The organism is Allobosea sp. P4_H5 (assembly GCF_056400825.1).
The window spans coordinates 101,231-126,404 of sequence record NZ_JBFUKM010000014.1 but is presented as its reverse complement, the minus strand read 5'-3'; the positions used below and the strand labels follow the sequence as shown (position 1 = coordinate 126,404).

The 25,174-nt window shown below is 67.2% G+C and carries 21 protein-coding genes; 8 read left to right on the top strand and 13 right to left on the bottom strand.

Going from position 1 to position 25,174, the window contains the following annotated elements; all coding sequences use genetic code 11:
* Positions 1-71 precede the first annotated feature (71 nt).
* On the bottom strand, positions 72-1,220 hold the full coding sequence (argE, locus tag AC1DS0_RS25455) for an acetylornithine deacetylase (RefSeq protein WP_476817013.1): 1,149 nt from the start codon (positions 1,218-1,220) through the stop codon (positions 72-74).
* 152 nt (positions 1,221-1,372) lie between these two features.
* Here argE and AC1DS0_RS25450 point away from each other — a divergent pair, with 152 nt between their 5' ends.
* Positions 1,373-2,341, top strand: a complete 969-nt coding sequence (locus tag AC1DS0_RS25450) for a threonine ammonia-lyase (RefSeq protein ID WP_476817012.1) — start codon at positions 1,373-1,375, stop codon at positions 2,339-2,341.
* Positions 2,342-2,392: 51 nt separating this feature from the next.
* Here the strand turns inward: AC1DS0_RS25450 and AC1DS0_RS25445 are convergent, their stop codons facing one another.
* Together AC1DS0_RS25445 and AC1DS0_RS25440 are read right to left on the bottom strand one after the other, a co-directional pair.
* On the bottom strand, positions 2,393-2,971 hold the full coding sequence (locus tag AC1DS0_RS25445; RefSeq protein ID WP_476817011.1) for a hypothetical protein: 579 nt from the start codon (positions 2,969-2,971) through the stop codon (positions 2,393-2,395).
* Between the two features lie 97 nt (positions 2,972-3,068).
* Complete coding sequence (locus AC1DS0_RS25440) at positions 3,069-4,019, bottom strand: phosphoribosylaminoimidazolesuccinocarboxamide synthase (protein ID WP_476817010.1); 951 nt, start codon at positions 4,017-4,019, stop codon at positions 3,069-3,071.
* A 228-nt stretch (positions 4,020-4,247) separates the two neighbouring features.
* Here AC1DS0_RS25440 and AC1DS0_RS25435 point away from each other — a divergent pair, with 228 nt between their 5' ends.
* A complete protein-coding gene (locus AC1DS0_RS25435; RefSeq protein ID WP_476817009.1) occupies positions 4,248-5,423 on the top strand; it encodes a M20 aminoacylase family protein in 1,176 nt (391 codons plus the stop codon).
* Positions 5,420-6,523, top strand: a complete 1,104-nt coding sequence (locus AC1DS0_RS25430) for an NAD(P)/FAD-dependent oxidoreductase (RefSeq protein WP_476817008.1) — start codon at positions 5,420-5,422, stop codon at positions 6,521-6,523. Before AC1DS0_RS25435 ends, AC1DS0_RS25430 begins: the two co-directional genes overlap by 4 nt.
* 122 nt (positions 6,524-6,645) lie before the next feature.
* Here AC1DS0_RS25430 and AC1DS0_RS25425 read toward each other — a convergent pair whose 3' ends face one another.
* On the bottom strand, positions 6,646-6,981 hold the full coding sequence (locus AC1DS0_RS25425) for a GIY-YIG nuclease family protein (protein WP_476817007.1): 336 nt from the start codon (positions 6,979-6,981) through the stop codon (positions 6,646-6,648).
* A gap of 99 nt (positions 6,982-7,080) precedes the next feature.
* Between AC1DS0_RS25425 and AC1DS0_RS25420 the strand changes: the two genes are divergently transcribed.
* Positions 7,081-7,644 (top strand): DUF2239 family protein, encoded by a 564-nt coding sequence (locus AC1DS0_RS25420; RefSeq protein WP_476817006.1) that lies wholly within the window; start codon positions 7,081-7,083, stop codon positions 7,642-7,644.
* A gap of 178 nt (positions 7,645-7,822) precedes the next feature.
* Here AC1DS0_RS25420 and eda read toward each other — a convergent pair whose 3' ends face one another.
* From eda to AC1DS0_RS25380, 8 genes are all read right to left on the bottom strand, one after another.
* A complete protein-coding gene (gene eda, locus AC1DS0_RS25415) occupies positions 7,823-8,467 on the bottom strand; it encodes a bifunctional 4-hydroxy-2-oxoglutarate aldolase/2-dehydro-3-deoxy-phosphogluconate aldolase (RefSeq protein ID WP_476817005.1) in 645 nt (214 codons plus the stop codon).
* Positions 8,468-8,493: 26 nt separating this feature from the next.
* The gene (gene pgl, locus AC1DS0_RS25410; RefSeq protein ID WP_476817004.1) at positions 8,494-9,183 is read right to left on the bottom strand and encodes a 6-phosphogluconolactonase; all 690 of its coding nucleotides are present in this window, start codon (positions 9,181-9,183) and stop codon (positions 8,494-8,496) included.
* Entirely contained in the window at positions 9,180-10,688 is a 1,509-nt protein-coding gene (gene zwf, locus AC1DS0_RS25405) for a glucose-6-phosphate dehydrogenase (protein WP_476817003.1), read from the bottom strand. The genes pgl and zwf overlap by 4 nt, the downstream gene beginning before the upstream one ends.
* A gap of 277 nt (positions 10,689-10,965) precedes the next feature.
* Complete coding sequence (locus AC1DS0_RS25400; RefSeq protein ID WP_476817002.1) at positions 10,966-11,721, bottom strand: ABC transporter ATP-binding protein; 756 nt, start codon at positions 11,719-11,721, stop codon at positions 10,966-10,968.
* Positions 11,722-11,899: 178 nt separating this feature from the next.
* Positions 11,900-12,739, bottom strand: coding sequence for an ABC transporter ATP-binding protein (locus AC1DS0_RS25395; RefSeq protein WP_476817001.1), 840 nt, complete (start codon positions 12,737-12,739; stop codon positions 11,900-11,902).
* 5 nt (positions 12,740-12,744) lie between these two features.
* Positions 12,745-13,662, bottom strand: coding sequence for a nickel transporter permease (nikC, locus tag AC1DS0_RS25390; RefSeq protein ID WP_476817000.1), 918 nt, complete (start codon positions 13,660-13,662; stop codon positions 12,745-12,747).
* A gap of 5 nt (positions 13,663-13,667) precedes the next feature.
* Positions 13,668-14,738: an ABC transporter permease gene (locus AC1DS0_RS25385; RefSeq protein WP_476816999.1), complete on the bottom strand. Its 1,071-nt coding sequence runs from the start codon at positions 14,736-14,738 to the stop codon at positions 13,668-13,670.
* Between the two features lie 116 nt (positions 14,739-14,854).
* Positions 14,855-16,423 carry an ABC transporter substrate-binding protein gene (locus AC1DS0_RS25380; protein ID WP_476816998.1) on the bottom strand — a complete coding sequence of 523 codons (1,569 nt, stop codon included), beginning with the start codon at positions 16,421-16,423 and terminating at the stop codon, positions 14,855-14,857.
* A 278-nt stretch (positions 16,424-16,701) separates the two neighbouring features.
* On the opposite strand from AC1DS0_RS25380, the gene AC1DS0_RS25375 reads away from it, so the two are divergent.
* The 4 genes from AC1DS0_RS25375 to AC1DS0_RS25360 are packed head-to-tail and all read left to right on the top strand — an operon-like array spanning position 16,702 to position 24,212.
* Complete coding sequence (locus AC1DS0_RS25375; protein ID WP_476816997.1) at positions 16,702-20,085, top strand: transglutaminase family protein; 3,384 nt, start codon at positions 16,702-16,704, stop codon at positions 20,083-20,085.
* A gap of 8 nt (positions 20,086-20,093) precedes the next feature.
* Positions 20,094-22,616, top strand: coding sequence for a circularly permuted type 2 ATP-grasp protein (locus AC1DS0_RS25370; protein ID WP_476816996.1), 2,523 nt, complete (start codon positions 20,094-20,096; stop codon positions 22,614-22,616).
* A 10-nt stretch (positions 22,617-22,626) separates the two neighbouring features.
* Complete coding sequence (locus AC1DS0_RS25365; RefSeq protein WP_476816995.1) at positions 22,627-23,505, top strand: transglutaminase family protein; 879 nt, start codon at positions 22,627-22,629, stop codon at positions 23,503-23,505.
* Complete coding sequence (locus tag AC1DS0_RS25360) at positions 23,505-24,212, top strand: HAD family hydrolase (RefSeq protein ID WP_476816994.1); 708 nt, start codon at positions 23,505-23,507, stop codon at positions 24,210-24,212. Before AC1DS0_RS25365 ends, AC1DS0_RS25360 begins: the two co-directional genes overlap by 1 nt.
* A 12-nt stretch (positions 24,213-24,224) precedes the next feature.
* Here the strand turns inward: AC1DS0_RS25360 and AC1DS0_RS25355 are convergent, their stop codons facing one another.
* Positions 24,225-25,154 carry a BMP family protein gene (locus tag AC1DS0_RS25355; protein WP_476816993.1) on the bottom strand — a complete coding sequence of 310 codons (930 nt, stop codon included), beginning with the start codon at positions 25,152-25,154 and terminating at the stop codon, positions 24,225-24,227.
* Positions 25,155-25,174 lie beyond the last annotated feature (20 nt).

Below are 25,174 nucleotides of genomic sequence, written 5' to 3'. Positions count from 1 at the left end.
ACTAATGCAACGCACGAAGCTGCGAAGGGCGGGGCAGAAGCCTGCAATGAAGCATCCCCCGCCCTGCGCGCTCAGCGGGCCAGCTCCACGATCAGCGCGCGGACGAAACTCGTCCCGGCGTCGAGCTGGGCCACGGTGAGGAACTCATCTGGCTGGTGCGCCTGGGCGATGTCGCCGGGGCCGCAGACCACGGTCGACCAGCCTGCCGCCTGGAACAGACCACCCTCGGTGCCGTAGGCAACGACGTGGTTGGCATTGTCGCCAGTGACACGCCGGGACAGCGTCTCGGCCATCCCGTCTTTCTCCGGCGCCAGCGGCGGCGTCTGCGAGGTGATCTCCATGGTGATGCCGGTTTCGGGGGCGATCGCCTTCATCGGCGCCTCGAGCTCGACGATCTTCGCCCGATAGCGCGCGACATAGTCGGCATTGTCGCCAGGCATGACGCGAACCTCATGGCTGAAGCTGGCGTGCTCGGCGGTGATGTTGACCGCCGTGCCGCCGGCGACGACACCGACATGCAGCGTCGAATAGGGCGGCTCGAACGCGATGCCAGGCTGCGCCTTCGCCTTGTTCTCCTGCATGACGTCATCGTGCCAGGCGATCAGCTTGCCGGCGACCATCACCGCCGGCACGCCGATGTCAACGCGGCTCGAATGCACGGCGTGGCCGCGCACCGTCGTCTTCATGCGGGTGCCACCCTTGTGGCCGGTGACGACCTGCATCATCGAAGGCTCGCCGACGATCACCGCCGAGGGCTTCAACCCCGCCGCCGCCATCGCGTCGATCATGATCGCGGCGCCGATGCAGCCGACCTCCTCGTCATAGGAGAGCGCAATGTGGAAGGGCCGCTTCAAGCCCGCTTCCAGCATCTCCGGCACCAGCGCCAACGCGATCGCATCGAACCCCTTCATATCGCAGGAGCCGCGGCCATAGAGCTTGCCGTCGCGTTCGGTCAGCGTCCATGGATCGGAACTCCAGTCCTGGCCCTCGACCGGCACGACATCGGTATGGCCGGAGAGGACGATGCCGCCGGCGACTTTGGGGCCCACAGTCGCGTAGAGATTGGCCTTCTCGCCGTCCGGGCTCGGCACGATCGTGCTCTCGATGCCATGCGAAGCCAGATAGTCGCGGCAGAAATGGATCAGCTCGAGATTGCTGCGCCAGGACTCGGTATTGAACGACACCAGCTTGGCCAGCATCTCCTTGGGGGAATATCGCACGGGTAAAAATCTCCAGAAATCGGCCGAGAGGCATGAACCGTGCCGGCAGGCTACGCTGGCATTGCCTGTCGTCAATCGCTTCTGCGCGCTTGACCGGGCTGCACCCGGCGCGCTCATGTGCCGGCCAAGCAAAGCTTCCCTGTGAGTCCGCCATGTCCTTCGACGTCACCCTCGCCGACATCCAGGCCGCCGCCACCCGCATCGCCGGCAAGGTCCGGCGTACGCCGACCTTCATGAGCGCCGGCCTGTCGGCCCGGCTCGGCGTCGAGACCGTGGTCAAGGTCGAGAGCCTGCAGCTCGCCGGCTCGTTCAAGGTCCGCGGCTGCTACAACAAGCTGCTCGGCCTGTCCGAAGCCGAAAGGGGGCGCGGCGTCGTCACCGTCTCCGGCGGCAACCACGCGATCGCGGTCTCGCTGGTCGCCAGCATGCTCGGCATCAAGGCGCTGGTGCTGATGCCGAAGAACGTCGCACCGCTCAACATCCGCCTGACGCAGGAGGCGGGCGGCGAGGTCGAGCTCTGCGAGGACGCGCTCGCCGCCTTCTCCAAGGCCGAGGAATACGAGGGCAAGGGCATGACCCATGTCCATTCCTATGACGACCCGGCGATCATCGCCGGGCACGGCACGGTCGGCCTCGAGCTCGCGGCCGATGCCGGCGGGCGGATCGACCATGTCTTCATCTCGATCGGCGGCGGCGGCTTCTCGGCCGGCGTCGGTGCGGCGCTGAAGGGGCTGGACCCGGCCGTGCGCATCCATGGCGTCGAGACCGAAGGCGCGACGACAATGACCCAAGCGCTGGAGGCCGGAAAGCCCGTGCCGATCCGCCCGACCTCGATCGCGCGCACGCTCGGCGCGCCCTTCGCGACCGAGCGGACCATGGCGGCGGCGCGCCAGTTCCTCGAGGAGATCGTGGTCGTGCCGGATGCGGAAGCGGTGCGCGAGCTGGTCTGGGTGCTGCAGAACGGCCGCGTCCTGCTCGAACCGGCGGCGTCCTGCACAGTAGCCGCAGCGATGGCGCGCAAGGATCAGTTCAAGCCGGGCGAACGCATCGCACTGGTGCTGTGCGGCTCGAACGTTTCGCTCGATGACATCGAGCGCTGGCGGCAGGAATTCGGCGTCTGAGGCGAACAAAAGCGCGCAGCTTGCGGCGCGCGCTCGTTTCGTGTGCAGCTCCTAAGGAACGACGCTGCCGCGAGCCCGCCCGCCGGCGACGCGACAGGAACAGCTCGCGCCGAGCTCGGCCGGATTGATCAGCTGGCAGGTCCGGACCGGCGTCCGGCAGTAGTCGCCAATGCCTGACGACACCGGAGCGGCGTAATAGGGCCTGCGGTAATAATAATAGGCCGGCTCGTCGTAATACGGCGCGCCATAGTAATAGGGATAGGCTGCAGCGCTCCCGAGAATGGCACCGGCGGCCAAGGCCCCGCCGCCCCATCCCCAGTCACCGCCATAATAGCCGCGCCGCCCATAATAGCCGCCGCCATACCAGCGGTTAGGGCGATAGCCCCAGTTGCCGCCACCACCGCGGTAGTAACCGCCGCGATAGCCGTAACCTGCGCCGCCCAAGGCGGCACGATTGCCACCGCCGAAGCCGCCACCGGACAAGGCCCGGCCTCCGCCGCTGAGAGCACCACTCACGCGGGGACCGCCGCCTGGAAAGGCACCGCCGCTCAGGGCCTGCGCGGAGACGTCGTTGGCGGAGAAGGCGAGCAGGGGAACAAGCGAAGCGGCAAGAACGATCAGGCGGCGCATGGCAGCCTCCCTCGGCGACAAGGACGGTCAACCATTAACGCGCGCGCACTGCGGCTGTTCCGTGGCGCCGGCCCGGACAGCCGAGCCGCGACCCGCCTCAGAAATAACGCGCCAGATTCCGCCTGATCCGCTCCAGCGGCGGCACATCGACCGCCGGCGGCACGAAGGCCCTGCCGGTGATCGTCTCGAAGGCCCGGATGTAGACCTGCGAAGTCTGCTCGATCAGCTCGTCCGGGATCGCGGGGATCGGCTCGTTATAGGGGTCGCAACGCGCCGCGACCCAGTTGCGTACGAAATCCTTGTCGAAGCTCTCTGGCTTCTCCCCCTTCGCAAAGCGCTCGGGATAACTGCTGGCGAACCAGTAGCGGCTCGAATCGGGCGTGTGGATCTCGTCGGCTAGGATGATCCTACCCTCGGCATCGGTGCCAAACTCGTATTTGGTGTCGGCGAGGATGAGGCCGCGCTCGGCGGCGAGCTTCTGGCCGCGGGCGAAGAGTTTCAGCGCATAGTCCGACAATGTTTCCCACTGCGCCTGGGTCAGCAGGCTCTGTTCCAGGATCTGCGCCGGCGAGAGCGGCTCGTCATGGCCGCCGTCGAAGGCCTTGCTGGTCGGGGTGATGATCGCCTGCGGCAGCGCCTCGTTGTCCCGCAGACCGTCGGGGAAGCGGGCGCCATACATCTCCCGCTGGCCCTGCTTGTACATGGTCAGGATCGAGGTGCCGGTGGTGCCGGCGAGATAGCCGCGCACCACGATCTCCACAGGGAGGATGTCGAGCCGCTGGCCGACCACGACATTCGGGTCGGGGTATTCGAGGACATGGTTGGGGCAGATGTCTGCGGTCTGCTCGAAGCAGAAGCGCGCCGTCTGCGTCAGCACCTGGCCTTTGTAGGGGATGCAGGCGATGGCGCGGTCGAAGGCGCTGAGCCGGTCGGTGGCGATGATGATCCGGCGCCCGTCCGGCAGGTCGTAATTCTCGCGGACCTTGCCGCGATAATGGTTCGGCAGCTCCGGGATCGTGACATCGCGGATCGTGTTCGCCTCGGACATGGCAGTGCTCGTCAGCTCGGGATCGCCCGGAGCGACACTCTCCGGTTGCGTGGCTCTTAACGCTTTCGCAGCGATGTGGACAGCGGGGCGCCACGCATTCGCCAGCCTCCCACCCCTCATGCCGCATTCGGCTTGGACAGGACATATGGCTCCGGGCTAGCGTGCGCGCTTGGCAACCCGTTTTCTGCCGACCTGCTTTCCGCAGGGCCGCGACCTGTCGAGGACACCATGCCCAAATCCGATCTCATCGCCGCGATCGAACCCGAGATCAGCGCGATCCGCCGCGACTTCCACCGCCATCCCGAGCTGCTCTTCGACGTCGAGCGCACCGCCGGCATCGTCGCCGACAAGTTGAGGGAATGGGGCGTCGATGAGGTCGTCACCGGGATCGGGCGCACCGGCGTCGTCGGCGTGATCAAGGGCAAGGGCCAGGATTCCGGCAAGGTCATCGGCCTGCGCGCCGACATGGACGCATTGCCGATCCATGAGGAAACCAATCTCGAGCATCGCTCGACCGTAGCGGGCAAGATGCACGCCTGCGGCCATGACGGGCACACCGCCATGCTGCTGGGCGCCGCCAAGTATCTGGCGCAGACCCGCGATTTCGACGGCACCGCGATCGTGATCTTCCAGCCGGCCGAGGAAGGCGGTGGCGGCGGCCGCGAGATGTGCGCCGACGGCATGATGGAGCGCTTCGGCGTGCAGGAGGTCTACGGTCTGCACAACATGCCGGGGCTGCCGATCGGCCAGTTCGCCATCCGCAAGGGGCCGATGATGGCGGCGGCCGACAAGTTCCTGCTCAAGCTCGAAGGCCGCGGTGGCCATGCCGCCAAGCCGAACGAGACGATCGATCCGCTGGTCGCCGCCTGCCAGCTTGTCACCTCGCTGCAGACGATCGCCTCGCGCAATGCCGATCCGCTCGATTCCCTCGTCGTCTCGGTGACGGCACTGCAGGCGGGCACGGCCTTCAACGTCATTCCGCAGCATGTCGAGATCAAGGGTACGGTCCGCACGCTTTCGCCAGAAATGCGCGACCTCGCCGAGAAGCGCCTGCGCGAGATCGTCACCGGAACCTGCCAGGCCTTCGGCCTCAGCGTCACCATCGAATATGATCGCGGCTACCCGGTCACCTTCAACCATGCCGGCCAGACCGACTTCGTCACCAGCGCGACGAAGAGCGCCTTCGGCAAGGAGGCGATCGACACCGCGGTGCCGCCGACCATGGGCTCGGAAGACTTCTCCTTCATGCTCGAAGAGCGGCCGGGCGCCTATATCTTCATGGGCAATGGCGAGTCCGCCGGGCTGCACCACCCCGCCTATGAGTTCAACGACAAGGCGATTCCCGTGGGCATGACCTACTGGGCGAGCCTGGTCGAAATGGCGATGCCGCAGCGCGCGGCATGAGCGACATCGACTGCCTGGTGATCGGGGCCGGCGTCGTCGGCCTCGCGACGGCGCGTGCGCTCGCGCTCGCCGGCCGCGAGGTCGTGATCGCCGAGGCCGCGGACGGGATCGGCACCCAGACCTCGGCCCGCAACAGCGAGGTCATCCATGCCGGCATCTACTATCCGCCGGGCTCGCTGAAGGCGCGGGTCTGCGTCGAGGGGCGCAAGCTCCTCTACGCCTATCTGCGTGAGCGCGGCCTGCCGCACAAAGCCTGCGGCAAGCTGATCGTCGGCACCCATGCCGGCCAGCGGCCGGCGCTAGAGACTATCGCGGCACGGGCCGAGGCTTCTGGCGTGACCTCCCTGCGCTGGCTCGATGGTGCTGAGGCCAAGGCGCTGGAACCGGAAGTGACGTGCGAGGTTGCCCTGCTCTCGCCTGAGACCGGCGTGGTCGACAGCCATGCGCTCATGCTGTCGCTGCTCGGCGAGTGCGAAGCGGCCGACGGCTCGCTGGCTCTCAATACGCCGATCCTGGCCTGGCGCCGCGAGGCCGATGGCTTCAGCGTCGATTTCGGCGGCGAGGACCCGGCAACCTACAGCGCGAATACGGTGGTCAATTCGGCCGGCCATCGCGCACCGCGCCTGCTCGGCAAGCTCGACGGCTTCCCGGCCGAGCATGTGCCCAAGCAGTCCTTCGCCAAGGGCAACTACTTCTCGCTGCTCGGCAAGCAGCCGTTCTCGCATCTGGTCTATCCGGTGCCGGAAGCGGCGGGCCTGGGTATCCACGCCACCATCGACATGGCCGGCCGCGTCAAGTTCGGCCCCGATGTCGAATGGGTCGAGGACGACCAGGACCTCATCGTCGACCCCACCCGCGCCGAAAAATTCTACGCGGCGATCCGAACCTACTGGCCTGCCCTGCCGGACAATGCGCTCGTCGCCGACTATGCCGGCATCCGGCCGAAGCTGCACGGGCCGACCGAGCCGATGCCGGATTTCCGCATCGACGGGCCGGCGGTGCATGGCGTGCCGGGGCTGGTCAACCTGCTCGGCATCGAGAGCCCCGGCCTGACGAGCTCGCTCGCGATCGCGGAGCTGGTGGTGGAGCGGTTGCGCTAGGCGCGACTGGTTGCACGTCATGGTCGGGCTTGACCCGACCATCTCAGGACGGAGGGGCGCCCTATCCTGCCTGAGATTCCCGGGTCTGCGCTTCGCTCCGCCCGGGAATGACGTCTACCGCATCACGCCACTTCCGCCCCCAACTGCGCGCACCAATGCGCCAGCCGCGCCTTCATGACGCGCTCGCGGCCGGCCTCCAGCGCCTTCTCGTCGAGCCGCTCGATCTCCTCGAAGGCGAAAGCGACTTCGCCATACGCGTTCCAGGCGGCCTGCAGGCTGCGTCCGCGATGGCTGCCATGGCGCAGCGTGAACCAGATGCGGTTCTGGATCGTCGAGAGATCGGGCGCATGCCCGGCCCAGCGCTCGCCGGTCACAAGGCAGCGCACCAGATAGATGCCGGCCACGACCTTGCGCTCCCTATAGGCCGCGACGGCGACCTTCCTGTCCTCGTGACGCATCGCATCCTCCATGTTTGAAGTTGCGGAAAATATCACCCGGGCAATATTGACTCAAGTATTTTTATCCGGGTATTTAATGACATCACTCAGGAACCGACCATGTCCGACGCCGACCGCCTTTCGACCGCCTTCGACGGCAACAGCATCCTGGCTCGTGGCCGCCTGGCCGAGGTCGCCCTCGCCGTGCGGCAACGCCTGAGTGAGCGTCCGGAGGCAGCGCTGCTGACCTTCGACGATACGAGTGGGCGGGTGATCGATCTCGATCTGCGCGGCACGCCGGCCGAGGTCGTCGCGAGACTGGGCGACGAGCCCCGCGGCCGCGGCCGGCCCAAGCTCGGCGTGGTCGCGCGCGAGGTGACGTTGCTGCCGCGGCATTGGGAGTGGCTGTCGGCGCAGCCGGGCGGTGCTTCGCAGGCCTTGCGGCGCCTGATCGACGAGGCGCGGCGTGGCGATCGCGGCGAGACGCAAGGACGCATCGCCCGCGAGGCGGCCTACTGTTTCATGAGCGCGCTTGCCGGCAACCTGCCCGCCTTCGAGGAGGCGACGCGCGCACTCTTCGCCAATGACGAGATCGGCTTCTTCCGGCAGGCGGCGGGCTGGCCGGCCGACATTCGCACCTATGCGCAGGAGCTCGCCTGGAGCGCGATGCGGAGCGAGGACTGAAGATTTGGCGGGTTTGCGCGGACCCGCGCCGTCATTCCGGGGCTTCGCGTCAGCGAAGAGCCCGGAACCCAGAACCAATGCGCCTACACACCAAGGCGCGCTGGCTGCAATCTTTCCGGAACCGACATCGGTTCTGGATTCCGGGCTCAGGCTTTCGGCCTGCCCCGGAAAGACGGCATCAGCCGCGCAGCTCCGCGACCCTCTCGCGCGCTTCCCGCGAGAGCTTCGTCACCTGCGCCCAGTCGCGATTCTTCACCGCATCGGCCGGGACGAGCCAGGAGCCGCCGACGCAGATCACCTGCGGCAAAGCGAGATAGTTGCCGAGATTGGCGAGCGAGACGCCGCCGGTCGGGCAGAACTGCATCTGCGGGAACGGCCCCGACAGCGCCTTCAGGCCGGCGACACCGCCAGCCTGCTCGGCCGGGAAGAACTTGCAGGTCAGGCGACCCGCCGAGACGGCGCGCATGCAGTCCGAGGCGGTGGCGACGCCCGGCAACCAGGGTAAACCGGTCTTGCGCATGGCCTCGTCGACGCTTTCGGTGAAGCCGGGGCTGACCACGGCGAGCGCGCCGGCATTGTGGACCTCGGCCGCCTGGGCCGGCGTCACCACCGTACCGGCGACAGGCAGGATGCCGGGCACCTTCTTCGCCACGATCTCGAGCGCCGCCATCGCAGCCGGGCGGCGCAGCGTGATCTCGATCACGTCGATACCGCCAGCGAGCAGGGCTTCCGCCAGCGGAACGGCGATCTCGGCCTCGTCGATGACGACGACAGGGACGACGCCACAGGCCTTGAGGCGGGCGATCTCGGGGGCAATCGACATCGGCAGAACTTCCTTTCGCGCCTCGCTTACGCCTTGGCCCAGTAGACGTCGAGCCCCTGCGGGCGGGCAAGCAGCAGGCCGACCGGGAAGGCCGCCGGCAATTCGACCGCCGAGGCCAGGATCTCGTCCTTCTCGTGGCCGGAAATCAGCAACGCGACATGGCCGGCGCCCTGCAGTCTGGCCGGCGACAGCGAGAGCCGCGGCGGAAGGTCGGGCGGACTCGCCGCAACGGCATGCACGGAAGCCGGCGCGGTCAGCGCCGCCGTCTCGCCCGGGAAGAGCGAGGCAATGTGTCCGTCGGCGCCCATACCGCTGACGACGATGTCGAGCGGCGGCAAGGTCTTCAGCACGCGGTCGAGGCTGGCGGCAGCAGCGGACAGGTCATCGCCGGCATTGTGGAAGGAAACGAACGGGGTTCGTCCTTCGCGCAAGGGAGCGAAGGTCGCCCGGATCATGCGCTCGTTCGACGCCTGGTCGCCGGGCGCGACGAAGCGCTCATCGGTCGGCATCAGCGTGATGCTCTCCCAAGGCAGGTCATGCGCGCCGAGCGCGACAAGAAAGCGCGCCGGCGTCGTGCCGCCCGGCACAGCGACGAACGCCCTGCCCTGCTCCACCACAAGTGCGCGCAACCGGACCGCGACCGCCTCGGCCAGCGCCTCAGAGGCATCGGCCAGCGTCTCGAAGCGGTGGCGGATCAGCGGTCCGGCCGCGCTCACTCGCCGAACTCCGGATCGGCCCAGGAGCGGCCCTCGCGCTCGATCAGCCCGATCGCCTGCGACGGCCCCCAGGAGCCGGCGGCATAGCGATGCGGCAGGGGATAGTATTCCTGCCAGCCGGCGAGGATCGGGTCGATCCAGGTCCAGGCCTGCTCGACCTCGTCGCGCCGCATGAACAGGGTCTGGTCGCCGCGGATCACGTCGGTGAGCAGGCGCTCATAGGCATCGGGCGTGCGCACGTCGAAGGCGGTCTCGTAGCGCAGGTCGAGCTGGCGCGGCACGACCTTGAGCTTGCCGGAACCGGGCACCTTCATCATCAGCTGGAGCTGGACGCCGTCATTGGGCTGGAGCCGGATCACCAGGCGGTTGGCGTAGAGTTCCTCGCAGCCGGGGGCACGGCCGAAGATCGAATGCGGCACCGGCTTGAAGGTGACGGCAATCTCGGAATAGCGCTGCGCCATGCGCTTGCCAGTGCGCAGATAGATCGGCACGCCGGCCCAGCGCCAGGTATCGAGCTCGCAGCGGATCGCAACGAAGGTCTCGGTGCCGCTGCCATGGCCGAGTTCCTCGGCATAGCCCTTGACGCGCTGGCCGTCGATCGCGCCCGGCCCGTACTGGCCGCGCACGGTGTAGCGTTGGACATCGGGCCCGACGATCGGCCTCAGCGCCTTGAGCACCCTCACCTTCTCGTCACGGACCGCATCGGCCTCAAGCTGGTTCGGCGGCTCGATCGCGAACAGGCAGAGCAGCTGCAGCACATGGTTCTGGACCATGTCGCGCAGATGGCCGGCCTTGTCGTAATAGCCGGCGCGGGATTCGAGCCCGACCGTCTCGGCCACGGTGATCTGGACATTGTCGATGTCGCGGCTCGACCAGGAACGCTCGAACAGCGTGTTGGCGAAGCGCAGCACCAGCAGGTTCTGCACCGTCTCCTTGCCGAGATAATGATCGATCCGGTAGGTCCGGCTCTCCGGCAGGATGCGGGCGACGGCGTCGTTGATCTCGCGCGCCGAGGCAAGATCGCGCCCGAGCGGCTTCTCCAGGATGACGCGCGAGGTCGGCGTCAGGATGCCTGAGCTCGCGAGGTTCTCGCAGATCGGTATGAACAGATCCGGCGGCGTCGAGAGATAGAAGGAGCGCACGCGCTGGGAGTCGCCGAGCGCTTCCTTGAGTGCGCCATAGGTCTCGGGCTTGACCGCATCGAGCAGCACCATGGTGAGGCGGCGGCGGAAGGCGGCGATGCGGTCCTGCGACAGGCCGGCGGCGGCGAGCTTGCTGGCGATCTCGTTGGGGATGCCCTCGACATCCTCCTGCCTGCGGACGATGCCGAGGATGCGGCTCTCCTCCGGCAGCACGCCTTCCTCGTTGCGCTGGGCCAGCGCCGGAAAGAGCTTGCGCAAGGCGAGGTCGCCGCCGGCGCCGAAGATCACCAGATCGAAGGGCGGGACCGGCGTGCGCTCCGGCGCAGCCTCCGGCTTCAGCAGGCGTTCAGCGATGGCGTCCATGGCGGCATACTCCTGATCGGGCCGACATGCGGTCGGCGCGAAGTCTCGTCGATCGATCCGTCCCGGTCGATCGGAAAGCGCGCCAGTCGAACCGAATCCTGCGACGACAATGCGACCAAGCACACGGCTTGCCAAACGATTTAGGTAGTAGGGCCGCCATGCCGTTATTCTCGGGCGGAGCGAAGCGCAGACCCGAGAATCTCATAGCGATAGAGCGCCAGGCAGAGCCCCTTCCGGCCTGAGATGCTCGGGTCAAGCCCGAGCATGACGGCCTTCCCTAACCCGCCCGCCGAAACCCCTCGCTCGCAGTCAGCAATTGCTGGGCATAGGCCGTCTGCGGGGCGCGGGCGGCAAGCGTCGCGGCGGTCATCTCCTCGACGCCGCGGCCGAACTGCATGACCAGCAGCCGCTCGCACATATGGCCGACCACGGCGAGGTCATGGCTGACCAGGATATAGGTCAGCTTGCGCTCATGGCGCAGCGCCTGCAGCAGGTTCAGCACCTCGGCCTGGATCGAGACGTCGAGAGCCGAGGTCGGCTCGTCGAGCAGCAGGATCGTCGGCTCCAGCACGAGGGCGCGGGCGATGGCGACGCGCTGGCGCTGACCGCCGGAGAGCTGGTGCGGGTAGCGGAAGCGGAAGAAGGTCGGCAGGCCGACATCCTGCATGGCGCGGCTGATCTTGGCCTCGGCGTCGCGGATGCCGTGGATGGCGAGCGGCTCAGCCAGGGTGTCGTCGACGGTCTTCTTCGGATGCAGCGAGCCGTAAGGATCCTGGAAGACCATCTGGGCGGCGCGATAGAAGGCCTTGTCGCGGATCTTGGGCTGGCGCTTGCCGAGGATGTCGACATCGCCGCTCCAATCGCGATTGAGGCCGGCGAGCACGCGCAGCACGGTCGACTTGCCCGAGCCGGATTCGCCGACAATGCCGTAGCTCTCGCCCGGCGCGACCGCGAAGGAGAGATCCTTCACGACATGCGAGTCGCCGAAGGAGACGTTGAGCTTGTCGATGTTGATCGCGGAGTTCGTGCTCATGCCAGCGCCTCCCCGTCTTTCCGGGGCGGGCCGAAGGGCCGAACCCGGAATCCATGAACACTGTCTTCAAAGAACCAGCTGCACCGCTCGCGCATCATTCTGACATCGCAGTGGTTATGGATTCCGGGCTCGTCGCTACGCGACGCCCCGGAAAGACGGCAGAGCTTCAAGCGCAACATCATGCCAGCCATGCCGGATCGCGAGTGAGGGTGGCGAGCTTTTCGCGCGGATGGTCGAGATCGGGCAGGCAGCCGAGCAGGCCGCGGGTATAGGGATGCTGGGCCCGGTCGAGCTCGCTCGCTGCAAGCGTCTCCAGCGCCTTGCCGCCATACATGACGATGACGCGGTCGCAGAACGACTTCACCAGATGCAGGTCGTGGCTGATGAAGATCAACCCCATGCCGCGGCTGGTGACGAGGTCGTCGAGGATCTTCAGCACCTGCAATTGCACGGTGACGTCGAGCGCCGAGGTCGGCTCGTCGGCGATCAGGATCTCCGGCTCGGCGATCAGCATCATCGCGATCATCACGCGCTGGCCCATGCCGCCCGAGACCTCGTGCGGATAGAGATCGTAGACGCGCCCGGGCTCGCGGATCTGCACCGCCTCCAGCATCGACAGGCTGCGCTCCTTGGCCTGCCGCGCGCTCGCCTTGTGGTGGACGCGATAGGCCTCGGCGATCTGGTCGCCGACGGTCTGGACCGGGTTCAGCGAGAACTTCGGGTCCTGCATCACCATGGAGATGTGGCGGCCGCGCAATTTGCGGCGGCTCGCCCTGTCCATCGTCGTGAGGTCCTTGCCGCGGAACTCCATGCGTTTGGCCGTCACCACACCGGGGTGCGGGATCAGGTCGAGAATGGCGCGGCCGGTCATCGACTTGCCGGAGCCGGATTCGCCGACGATGCCGAGCCGCTCGCGGCCAAGCGTGAAGGAGAGTCCGCGCACCGCGTTGACGATGCCGGTCGGGGTGTGGAAGTCGACGCGCAGATCGTCGAGCGTCAGCAAAGCTTGATCAGACATGCGGCTCACCTCGCATCCAGCACGTCGCGCAGCCCGTCGCCGAGCAGGTTGAAGCCGAGCGCGACGATGCAGATGGCGATGCCCGGGAAGGTCGCGACCCACCACTGGTCGAAGATCTGCTCACGGCCGGTCGAGATCATCGCGCCCCATTCCGGGATCGGCGGCTGGGCGCCAAGGCCGAGGAAGCCGAGGCCGGCGGCGATGATGATGATGCCTGCCATGTCGTAGGTGGTGCGCACGATCAGCGAGGGCACGCACATCGGCACGACATGCTTCAGCACGATCCGCATCTGGCTGGCGCCCTGCAGGCGCATCGCCGAGATGTAGTCGGCATTGCGGATGATCATGGTCTCGGCGCGGGCGACACGGGCGTAAGGCGGCCAGGCGGTGAAGGCGATGGCGATGACAGCGTTTTCCAGGCCCGGCCCCAGCGCCGCGACGAAGGCGAGTGCCAGCACGAGCCGTGGGAAGGCGAGGAAGACGTCGGTGATGCGCATCAGCACGGTGTCGACCCAGCCGCCGAAATAGCCGGCGGCACAGCCGATCAGGAGGCCGAGCGGCCCGACGGTGATGACGACGAGCATGACGATGACCAGCGTGACGCGGGTGCCGTAGACGATACGGCTGAAGATGTCGCGGCCGAGCGCATCGGTGCCGAACCAGTGCTTGGCCGAGGGCGCCAACAAGCGCTGGTCGAGCGCCTGGGCGAGCGGATCATGCTGAGCGATCAGCGGCGCGAAGGCAGCCATCAGCAACAGCGCCAGCACGATCACCAGGCCGACCACGGCGGCCGGGTTCTTCCTGAAGGCGAGCCATTGCCGGTAGAGCTGGCCGAGCTTGGCCTGCCGGCGCGATTCCGGCGAGGTCGTGGTCAACCAGGCGTGCCAGGTGACGGGTGAGGAGGCGTGATCAGTCATGGCCATCCTCCTCAGCGCGCCCGCGGATCGGCCAGCCGGCCGAGGATATCGGAGAACAGGTTCACCGCGATGAAGACGGCGCCGACCACCAGTGTGCCCCCGAGCACCGCATTCATGTCGGCGTTGAGCAGCGCATTGGTGAGATAACGGCCGAGACCCGGCCAGGCGAAGATCGTCTCGGTCAGCACCGAGCCTTCGAGCAGGTGCATATAGGAGAGTGCGATCACGGTGACGAGCGGCACGAGGGCGTTGCCGAGCGCGTGGCCGCAGACGACGCGCCATTCCGACAGCCCCTTCACCCGCGCCGCCACGACATATTGCTGCTGCAGCTCGGTGATCATGAAGCTGCGGGTCATGCGGCTGATATAGGCGACCGAGAGCAGGCCGAGCACGGAGGCCGGCAGGATCAGGTGCCAGAAGGCGTCCACGAACGCCTCCCACTCGCCCTGCATCGCGGCATCGAGCATGACGACGCCGGTCATCGGCGTGACGAAATCCTGATAGGCGATCGAAAGGCGGCCGGGGCCGGCGACCCAGCCAAGCTTGGCGTAGAACAGCAGCAGTCCCATCAGGCCGAGCCAGAAGACGGGGATTGAGTAGCCGATCAGGCCGATCACGCGGGCGATCTGGTCGATCCAGCGCCCCTGGTTGACGGCAGCAAGGATGCCGAGCGGGACGCCGAGCGCTATGCCGATCAGCGTGCCGAGCGTCGCCAGCTCCAGCGTCGCCGGGAACACCGTCTTGATGTCGTCGGTGACTTTCTGCGCGGTCAGCACCGAGGTGCCGAGATCACCGGTGAAGACCTTGCCGATATAGACGGCGAATTGCTGCCAGTACGGCTTGTCGAGGCCGAGGGCGAGCCTGGCCTTGTCGTAGACATCCGCGGGAGCGCGATCGCCGACCACGGCCAGAACCGGATCGATCGGCATGACGCGCGCGATCAGGAAGGTGACCAGCAGCAGGCCGAAGATCGTGATCGCGACCGTGGTCAGCTCGCGGCCGAGGATCTTAGCCCAGCGAACGACACCACTCTTGGCGCGTGGCGGCAGTGCGGGCGGGGTCGGTGCAGTGATGGAAACCATCGTCGGCTCCGTTCTTCTTGTTCTTGGAGGGCGTCGGCCAGATTAGGTCGGGGCCAATGGCGAGAACCCGCCGCAGCCTGATGATGGGCTACGGCGGGTCCTGCTGGGCAAACGCCTCAGTTCTTGGTGATCGGAGCGTAGAAATTGGTGTCGGAGGTCGGTCCGATCACCCAGCCGGCAATGCCCTTGCGGTCGGCAGAGACTTCGACCTGCTGGAACATGATGACGAAGGGCGAGACCTTCTGGTGGTCGCGCTGCAGCTCGCCATAGACGTTGGCGCGCTTGGTCGCGTCGCTCTCCAGGACGTTGGCCTGGGTGAGCTTGGTCATGTCCGGGATATCCCAGGCATTGCGCCAGGCCAGGGTCTTCGACTTGGCCTCCTCGCCATTGTCCTCGTTGATGGCGAAGGTCTCGGCATTGGTGTGCGGGTCGAGATAATCCGGCCCCCACTGGCCAATATAGATGTCGTGGGTGCGGGCGCGGTACTTGGTCAGCGTCTGCTTGCCGTCGCCCGGAAGGATCTCGAGCTTGATCCCGGCCTGGGCCCAGGTCGACTGGACCGCCTGGGCGATGTCGGTGATCGGGTTGACCGAGCGGGTGTCCATGGTGACGGTGAAGCCGTTCGGCAGGCCGGCCTTGGCGAGCAGTTCCTTGGCCTTGGCGACATCGAGCTTGTAGGGCCTGTCGGTGATCGCGCCGAGGAAGCCCTTGGGCAGGAAGCTCTCATGGCCCTTATAGGTGCCCTCGACGATGTTGCGCTCGATCGAGTCGTAGTCGACCAACCACTTCAGGGCTTCGCGTACCTCGGGCTTGGCGAGGTTCGGGTTCTTCTGGTTCAGGCCGAGATAGAGGATATAGCCCTTGTCGCCCTGGACGATCTCGACGTTGGCGTTGCTCTTGACCGCGGCGAGCTGGTCCTTGGAAAGGTTGCGGGCGATGTCGATGTCGCCCTTCTCCAGGAGCAGGCGCTGCGAGGCCGGCTCGGCGACGTGGCGGACGATGACGCGCTTGGTCTTCGGCGCACCCTTGTACCAGCCCTCGTTGGCATCGAGCGCATACTGCTCGTTCGGCCGATAGACGCGGACCTTGTAGGCGCCGGAGCCGGCCGAGGCGAGCTTGAGCCAGCCATTGCCCCAGTCGCCATCCTTCTCATTCGCCTTGACCAGCTTGGAGTCGACGATCGAGGCGACGCCCGAGGTCAGGCAGTTCAGGAAGAAGGTCGGCGCGAAGGGCTTGGAGACGGTGACGGTGACGGTCAGGTCGTCGGTCGCCTTGACTTTCTCCAGCACGGTGTCCTTGTTCAGGCCGAACTGGGTGAGGATGAAGCCCGGCGACTTGTTCAGCGTGACCGCACGCTGGAAGGAATAGACCACGTCGGCGGCGGTGAGCGGATTGCCGGAGTGGAACTTGACGCCCGGACGGAGCTTGAAGGTGTAGGTCAGGTTGTCGGGGCTGACGGTCCAGCTCTGGGCGAGCTCGCCGATCAGGGCGTTGTTGTTCTTGAGATCGACGCCGATCAGCTTGTCATAGAGATTGGCGCCAACCTCGACACCGGAGAACTCGAAGGCCTCGGCCGGATCGAGCGTGATGATGTCGTCAATCTGCTTGGCCATGACGATGGTGTCTTTGGGCGTCTGGGCCTGGGCGGCGCTCGCCAGCAGAGCGGCGAAAGCGGAAGCCGCCATCAATTTCGCAACATGACGCATGGAAAATCCCCGTTGTGCTGTCTGCGGGCACTCCCGGGCGCCCGTTGGCGCGCACTCTGTGGCCAGATCATGGCCTATGTCCAGCGGGGACGGAGCAGTGTTCGAGAGATGGCGTCCAGCATGCACGCTTGTTGCGCAACAGCCTGAATTGCCGGCGCATTCCTGCGCAGGAACGGACTTGCCCCGCTTGTCCGTGCCGCTATCGTAACGATAGCGGCCAGCCCCGGCCGGTTCATGGCACAGCAGGACCCCCGCTCTTGGCCATCATCGCCGCACTGCATCACCTGACCCATTATCGCTATGACCGCCCGGTCACGCTCGGCCCGCAGATCATCCGCCTGAGGCCGGCGCCCCATTGCCGCTCGGCGGTGAAGAGCTATTCGCTCAAGGTCACGCCAGCGGAGCATTTCGTGAACTGGCAGCAGGACCCGAACGGCAACTGGCTGGCGCGCTATGTCTTCCCCGAGCCGGTCACCGAATTCCGCATCGAGGTCGACCTCGTCACCGAGCTCTCGATCATCAATCCGTTCGACTTCTTCGTCGCGAGCGAAGCCGAGGAATTCCCGTTCGCCTATCCGGACGAATTGAGCGACGAGCTCGCGCCCTATCTGGTCAAGGAGGAGGCCGGGCCGCTGCTCGCCGCATTCCTCGCCACGATCCCGCGCGAGAAGACCAACACCGTCAACTTCGTCGTCGATCTCAACGCCCGTCTCCAGCAGATGATCGCTTATGGCATCCGGATGGAGCCGGGCGTGCAGGAGCCCGAGCAGACGCTGGCGATCAAATCCGGCTCCTGCCGCGACACCTCCTGGCTGCTCGTCCAGATACTCAGGCATATCGGCCTCGCCGCCCGCTTCGTCTCCGGCTACCTGATCCAGATGAAGGCGGACGTCGATCCGCTGGAAGGGCCGCGCGGCACCGACAAGGACTTCACCGACCTGCACGCCTGGGCCGAGGTCTATCTTCCCGGCGCCGGCTGGATCGGGATGGACCCGACCTCGGGCCTGCTCACCGGCGAGGGCCACCTGCCGTTGGCGGCGACGCCGCATTACCGCTCGGCCGCCCCCGTCAGCGGCGTCGCGAGCTATGCCGAGACGCAGTTCGCCTTCGACATGAGCGTGACGCGCGTGCACGAGGTGCCACGCATCACCCTGCCCTTCTCGGATGCCTCCTGGACCGAGCTCGACGCGCTCGGCGAGCAGGTCGAGGCCGATCTGCAAGCGCAGGACGTTCGCCTGACCATGGGAGGCGAGCCGACCTTCGTCTCGATCGACGACCAGACCGGCGAGGAATGGAACACCGCAGCCGTCGGCCCGACCAAGCGCGAGCGCGCCGACGTGCTGATCCGGCGACTGCGCGAGCGCTTCGCACCGGGCGGCATGCTGCATTACGGCCAGGGCAAATGGTATCCCGGCGAGAGCCTGCCGCGCTGGGCCTTTGCGCTCTACTGGCGCGAGGATGGCGAGCCGATCTGGCGCAATGCCGCCCTGATCGCGCGTGAGCCCGGCACCAAGACGGGCGGCGACCGCAAGCACGAGGTCGTGCCGACATCGGCTGCAGTCGAGACACTCGCCGCGGGCCTGTCCGACCGGCTCGGCCTCGGTGCCGACTACGTGCTGCCCGCCTACGAGGACACCGGGCACTGGCTGGTGAAGGAAGGCCAGCTGCCGGAGAATGTCGACCCGCTCGACCCGAAGCTGTCGGATCCTGAGGAGCGTGCCCGCATGCTCCGCGTCTTCGAGCGCGGGCTCGGCAAGCCGAGTGGCTATGTCATCCCGGTGCAACGCTGGCAGGCGGCGGCGGACGACCGGCGCTGGCGCTCGGAAAAATGGAAACTCCGGCGCGGCAAGCTCTTCCTGGTGCCGGGCGATTCACCCGTCGGCTTCCGGCTGCCGCTCGGATCGCTGCCGCATGTCCCGGCGAAATCCTATCCGCATATCCATCCGCAGGACCCGTTGGAGCCGCGCGGACCGCTGCCGCCGGCTACGGCCGGCTCTCCCGGCGCGCCACGTGCCGCCGATCCCCCTCCCGCCTTCGCCGGTTCGATCCAGCCGACGCGGCCGGCCGGGAGCAGCGAGCAGCAAGCCCAGCGCCAGGACGTCGTCGAGCAGGAGCTCGGCGCTGAGTCGGTGCGCACCGCGCTCAGCATCGAGGTGCGCGACGGCGTGCTCTGCGTCTTCCTGCCGCCGGTCGAGCGGCTGGAGGATTATCTCGACCTGATCGCCAGCATCGAGGCGACAGCGGAAGAGACAGGCCAGCCGGTCCATATCGAGGGCTACTCGCCACCACATGATCCGCGCCTCAACGTCATCAAGGTCACGCCCGATCCTGGCGTCATCGAGGTCAACATCCACCCGGCGAAGAGCTGGGCGGAAGCTGTCGCGATCACCCGCGGTGTCTATGAGGAAGCCCGCCAGTCGCGGCTCTGCGCCGAGAAGTTCATGGTCGATGGCCGTCACACCGGCACTGGTGGCGGCAACCATGTCGTGCTCGGCGGCATCACCCCCGCCGACAGCCCGTTCCTGCGCCGGCCGGACCTCCTGAAGAGCATCGTGCTCTACTGGCAGCGCCACCCTTCCCTGTCCTACCTGTTCTCCGGCCTGTTCATCGGCCCGACCAGCCAGGCGCCGCGCATCGACGAGGCCCGGCACGACCAGCTCTACGAGCTCGAGATCGCGCTGGCGCAGACACCCGGCCCGCACGATCCCGCCGTCCCGCTCTGGCTGGTCGACCGGCTCTACCGCAACCTCCTGGTCGATGTCTCCGGCAACACCCACCGCACCGAGATCTGCATCGACAAGCTCTATTCGCCGGATGGGCCGACGGGCCGGCTCGGGCTGATCGAGTTCCGCTCCTTCGAGATGCCGCCGGATGCGCGGATGTCGCTGGCGCAGCAACTCTTGATCCGAGCCCTGATCGCCTGGTTCTGGCGCGAGCCGCAACAAGGCAGGCTCGTGCGTTGGGGCACCAGCCTGCATGACCGCTTCATGCTGCCGGAGATCGTCTCGCAGGATTTCCGCGACGTGCTCGCCGATCTGGAACGGGCCGGCTACCGCTTCGATCCGGCCTGGTTTTCGGCGCAGCAGGAATTCCGCTTCCCCTTCTTTGGAAGAGTCAACCAGGGAGGCGTCGAACTGGAACTGCGCCAGGCGCTTGAGCCCTGGCACGTCATGGGCGAGGAGGGTGCGATCGGCGGCACGGTCCGCTATGTCGATTCCTCGGTCGAGCGGCTGCAGGTCAAGGCGAGCGGTCTCACGCCGGGCCGGCATGTCATCACCTGTAATGGCCGCGCATTGCCGATGACCGAGATCGCCGCCGGGACCAGCGTCGCCGGCCTGCGCTTCAAGGCCTGGCAGCCGGCCTCTGGACTGCATCCGACGATACCGGTGCATGCGCCGCTGACCTTCGACATCGTCGACACATGGGCTGGGCGCTCGCTCGGCGGTTGCGTCTATCATGTCGCGCATCCCGGCGGGCGCAATTACGAGACACCGCCTGTGAATTCCTACGAGGCGGAAGCCAGGAGGCTGGCCCGCTTCGAAGCGATCGGCCATAGTCCGGGACCGCTGGCGATTCCCGCAGAAGAGCGCAATCCGGAGTTCCCGATGACCCTCGACCTGCGCCGCCCGCCGGGGGTTTGAGGTCAAGGATGGCTTTGCAGCGCCGATCGAGTTCGACGCGGACGCGCAACGAGCGCCGCAATGCCCTGCTCGCGGGCTATCGGCCGCTGCCCGGCGCTTATGACGAGCTGATGGCGCCTGACGGCTCGATCCGGCCGCATTGGGAGCCGTTCCTGGCGGAATGGTCGGCGCTCTCCGGCGACGAGCTGCAGCGCCGTTTCGGCCTCGCCGACCGGCATGTGCGCGACACCGGCGTCTCCTATCGCGTCCATGGCGACCTCGACGAGAGCGATCCCCTCGCCGGCGAGCGCTCCTGGCCGCTCAATCACGCACCGCTCGTACTCACCGGGCAGGAGTGGAAGACGATCGCCGCCGGCGTCGCGCAGCGCGCTGAACTGCTCGATACCGTGCTCGGCGACATCTACGGACCCGGCCGATTGATCGCAGAAGGCGCGCTGCCGGCCGCCGCCATTACCGGCAGTCCCGACTATCTCAGGCCGGTGCAAGGCACGGCCGGCGCGGGACAACTGCAGATCTACGCCGCCGATCTCGGCCGCGGTCCGGACGGGCGCTGGTGGGTGCTGAACGACCGCACCCAGGCACCATCCGGTGCGGGCTATGCGCTGGAGAACCGGCTCGCCCTCGGCCGCGCCTTCCCGGACCTGTTCCGGACGATGAACGTCGAGCGGCTCGCCGGCTTCTTCCAGGGCTTCCGCGCCGGGCTCGTCTCGCGCGCCCGGCGGGTCGAGCCGCGCATCTGCCTGCTGACGCCGGGCCAGATGCACGAAAGCTATTTCGAGCAAGCCTATCTCGCCCGCTATCTCGGCTTCCTGCTAGTCGAGGGCGGCGACCTCGTCATGCGCGACGGGCTGGTGCATGTGCGCACCATCGCCGGCTTCAAGCGCGCCGACATCATCTGGCGGCGCATCGACGGCGATTTCGCCGACCCTCTTGAACTCAATGCCGCCTCGGCGCTCGGCGTGCCCGGACTGGTCGAGTCGGTGCGGGCCGAGAACGTCGTCGTCGCCAACGGGCTCGGCTCCGGCGTGGTCGAGGCGCGGGCGCTGATGGGCTTCATGCCCCGGCTGGCGCGGGACGTCCTCGGGGAGGATCTAATCCTGCCGAACGTCGCGACCTGGTGGTGCGGTCAACCGCGCGAGCGCGGGATCGTGCTCGACCGGCTGGACGAGATGAGCGTCTCCGCCGCTTTCCGCGCCCCTGGCGACGGGCTCGACGGCGGCACCGTGCTGGTCGCCGATCTCGACAAGGCCGAGCGCGAGGCTTTGCGGGCTCGCATCGCCGAGCGCGGGCTCGACTATGTCGGGCAGGAGGTGGTCAACCTCTCGACCATGCCGGTGATGCAGGGCGGGCGGCTGGAACCGCGACCGATGACGCTGCGCGTCTTCGCCGCCGCGACGCCCGATGGCTGGCAAGTGATGCCAGGCGGCTTCTGCCGCATCTCCGAGGAGTGCGATGCGCGCGCCGTGACGATGCGCTCGGGCGTGCGCTCCAGCGATGTCTGGGTCACTTCCGACCAGCCGGTCGAGCAGGTGACTTTGCTGCCGAGCCCGGACCGGATCGGCATCCGCCGCATCGTCGGCATCCTGCCGAGCCGCGCCGCCGACAACCTGTTCTGGCTCGGGCGCTATCTGGAGCGCAGCGAAGCGACGCTCAGGCTGGTGCGCGCCTTGCTCGGGCGCCTGATCAATGCCGACGACCAGGCGCCGGGCCATGCCGAGACGATCAAGCGGCTCGCCAATCTGCTGGTCGCCTGGGGCGCGGCGCCGGCGGGCAGCAAGGCTCGGTCCATCACGGCGCAGGCGCGCTCGGCCCTGCATGATCTCGACCAATACGGCTCCGCCGCCGCCTCCGTCCGCGAGGCACGCCGCACCGTCTCCGTCATCCGCGAGCGGCTCTCGATCGACGCCTGGCGGCTGTTCGGCGATCTGCAGCGCCAGCTCGCCGACCCCGGCAAGCCGACCAGCGCCGGCGAGGCCTTCGAGATCGCCGATACCGCCTTGAAGTCGCTCGCCGCCTTTTCCGGTCTCTCACAGGAGAACATGGTGCGCGGCGCCGGCTGGCGCTTCCTCGACATCGGCCGGCGGGTCGAGCGCGGCGTCACCACCTGCCGCTTCGCCCGGCATTTCGTCGAGAACGACGCTCCCGGCAACAGCCTCGACGCGCTGCTCGACCTGACGGACTCGCAGATCACCTATCGCTCGCGCTACATGCTCGGCGCCTCGCTGCAGCCGGTGCTCGATCTCGTCATGCTCGATCCCTACAATCCGCGCTCGGTCGCCTTCCAGATCGAACGTCTCGACGCCGAGATCGCGGCGCTGCCGTGCCTCAACGACGATGGCATGCTGGAGGAGCCGCGCCGGCTCGCGCTCAAGCTCGCTGCCGAATGCCGCACCGCGGAAGCCAGCCGCCTCGACCGCACCGGCATCCTCTATTTCGAGCAATTGCTGATGGGGCTCTCAAACGCAGTGGCCGAGCGCTATTTCCTGCAGAACTCCAGGCCGGAACGCTCGCGGATGACGCGATTGGCGTAATGGACGCAGCGTGATCTACGACATTCGCCATCTCACGGCTTACGCCTATAGCCGGCCGGTTCCGTTCGCGCGCTGCATCCTGCGCGTGCTGCCGCGCGACGGCGTCGGCCAGCGTGTCCTGACGAGCCAGCTCTCCGTGATGCCGCGCGGTGCCGAGCGACGCGACGGTGTCTGCTTCTTCGGCAATCGCACGACGACGCTGACCATCGCCAAGCCGCATCGCGAACTCAGGATCGAGATGACCTCGCGGGTCGAAGTGACGCGGACGGTCGCACCCTTCCCGGCGCTGACGCGAGGCTGGGAGGAGGTCGCCGAACTCGCATTGCGGGCGCAGAGCCTTTCTCCGGATTCCCCCGCCCAATATCTCTATCCCAGCCGGCTGGCGCCGACCGTGCCGGAGATCACCGGCTATGCCCGCAAGAGCTTTGCGGCGAAGCGGCCGGTCTTCGAGGCGGCGAGCGAGCTGATGGCCCGCATCCGCAAGGAGTTCGTCTACGATCCCGAGGCGACCGAGGTCTCGACCCCGATCCGCGAGGCTTTCGCCGCGCGCCACGGCGTCTGCCAGGACTTCGCCCACATCATGATCGCGGGCTTGAGGGGCCTTGGCCTGCCGGCTGCCTATGTCAGCGGCTATCTGCGCACCATCCCCCCGGCGGGCCAACCACGGCTCGAAGGCGCCGATGCGACCCATGCCTGGATCATGCTCTGGTGCGGGCCGGAGACCGGCTGGATCGGGCTAGACCCGACCAACGACCTAGTCGTCGCCGACGACCATATCGTCACCGCGACGGGACGCGACTATGCCGACGTCTCGCCGCTCGACGGCGTGCTGGTCGGGCCGGGCAACCAGAAGCTCGACGTCAAGGTCGACGTGATCCCGGTGACGTGATGACCCGGCCAGCCATAAGCGGCATCCTGTTCGACAAGGACGGCACGCTGATCGACTATCAGGCGAGCTGGGCGCCGACCAATCTCGGCGCCGGCCGGCTCGCAGCCCGGGGCGACGCCGAGCTGGCGGCGCGGCTCCTGACGGTCGCCGGCGTCGACCCCGCGACCGGCTATGCCACCTCCGACGGGCTGCTCGCCTCGGGCAATACCGAGGACGTGGCGCTGGCCTGGGTAGAGGCTGGCGCTCCGTTCGACATGCTGGAATTGACCGATCGGCTCGATACGCTTTTTCGGTCCGCGGTCGTCGCGGCCGTGCCGGTCTGCGATCTTGCCGCCCTGTTCACTGGTTTGACCGACCGCGGGCTGGTCCTCGGCATCGCCTCCAGCGACAGCGAGGCGGCGGTCGCAGCGACGGCAGAGCGCTTCGGCCTCGAACCGCATCTCGCCTTCCTCTGCGGCTATGATTCCGGCCATGGCCCCAAGCCGGAGCGCGGCATGGTCGATGGCTTCTGCAGGGCGACCGGCCTTTCGGCGGATGCCGTCGCCGTCGTCGGCGACTCCAGCCACGACATGCACATGGCGGCGGCGGCCGGCGCTGGCCTGCGGGTCGCAGTCCTGACCGGGGCCGGCAGCGCCGAGACCTTGCGTCCGCTCAGCCATTTGCTGCTGCCGAGCATCGCGACGCTGGAGCAGGCCCTGTTTGCTTGAGAGGGTGCCGGCTCAGGCCGGATTCTGGAATTCCTCACCCTGCCATTCGGTCGGAACCTCGAAGCGGCGCGCGGCGATCTCGGCCGCCATCGCCTCGACCTTGCTCCGGACATCGGCTGGCACGGATGGGACAATGATCAGGCGCACGGCTTCCGGCGACTCCAGACCGATCTGTCTGATCTGGCCCACGGCGAGACGCGCCTGAACCAGGTCCTCCGTCGCATTGAAGAGCGCCCGCCCAGCATCGGCAAAGGCCGAGGCGACAAAGACATCCGGCACCACCAGCGTCCAGTCGCGGACATTGCCGATCTGCTTGGCGCCGCCTTCGCGGCAGGCCTCGATCGCACCCACCCGGCCGGCGTTGAGCATGGTGAAGATGATGTCGGCCTTGGCCGCTATCATCGCGGCGGCGACCTTCTTCGACAGTGCATTGTCGTCCTGGTTACCGGAGAAATTGGTCAGGACCTTCGCATCGGGATTGGCGTGGCGCACGCCGGCGGCATAGGCCGCCCGGCCCTTCAATCCGGGCGTCACCCTGATGCCGGACATATGGCCGACGACGCCGGTCCGGGTGGTCAAACCGGCGAGCATGCCGGCGAGGAAGGCCGAGTGCTCCTGCAGCACCTCGTAACTCGCAAGATTGGGACCCGTGACATTGCCTTGAGTGACGACGAAACGGATGTCGGGAAACTCCGCTGCAACCGTCTTGGCCGCTGCATTGTTCTGCCCGCCATGCGCAATGACGAGATCGGGGCGGCTGCCCGCCAGCTTGCGCAGTGCTGCAGTCAGATCCTCCGGCTTGGGCGCAACGCCCTGCTCGAAAGCGACCGCAACGCCGAGCCGGCTCTCCGCCAGCTTCAAGCCCTCATAGCCCGCCTGCATGAAGCCGTTGTCATCGACCTTGCCGGCGAAGAGCGCGGCGACCTTCGGAGCCGCAGCCAAGGCTCGGCCTGACAACGACG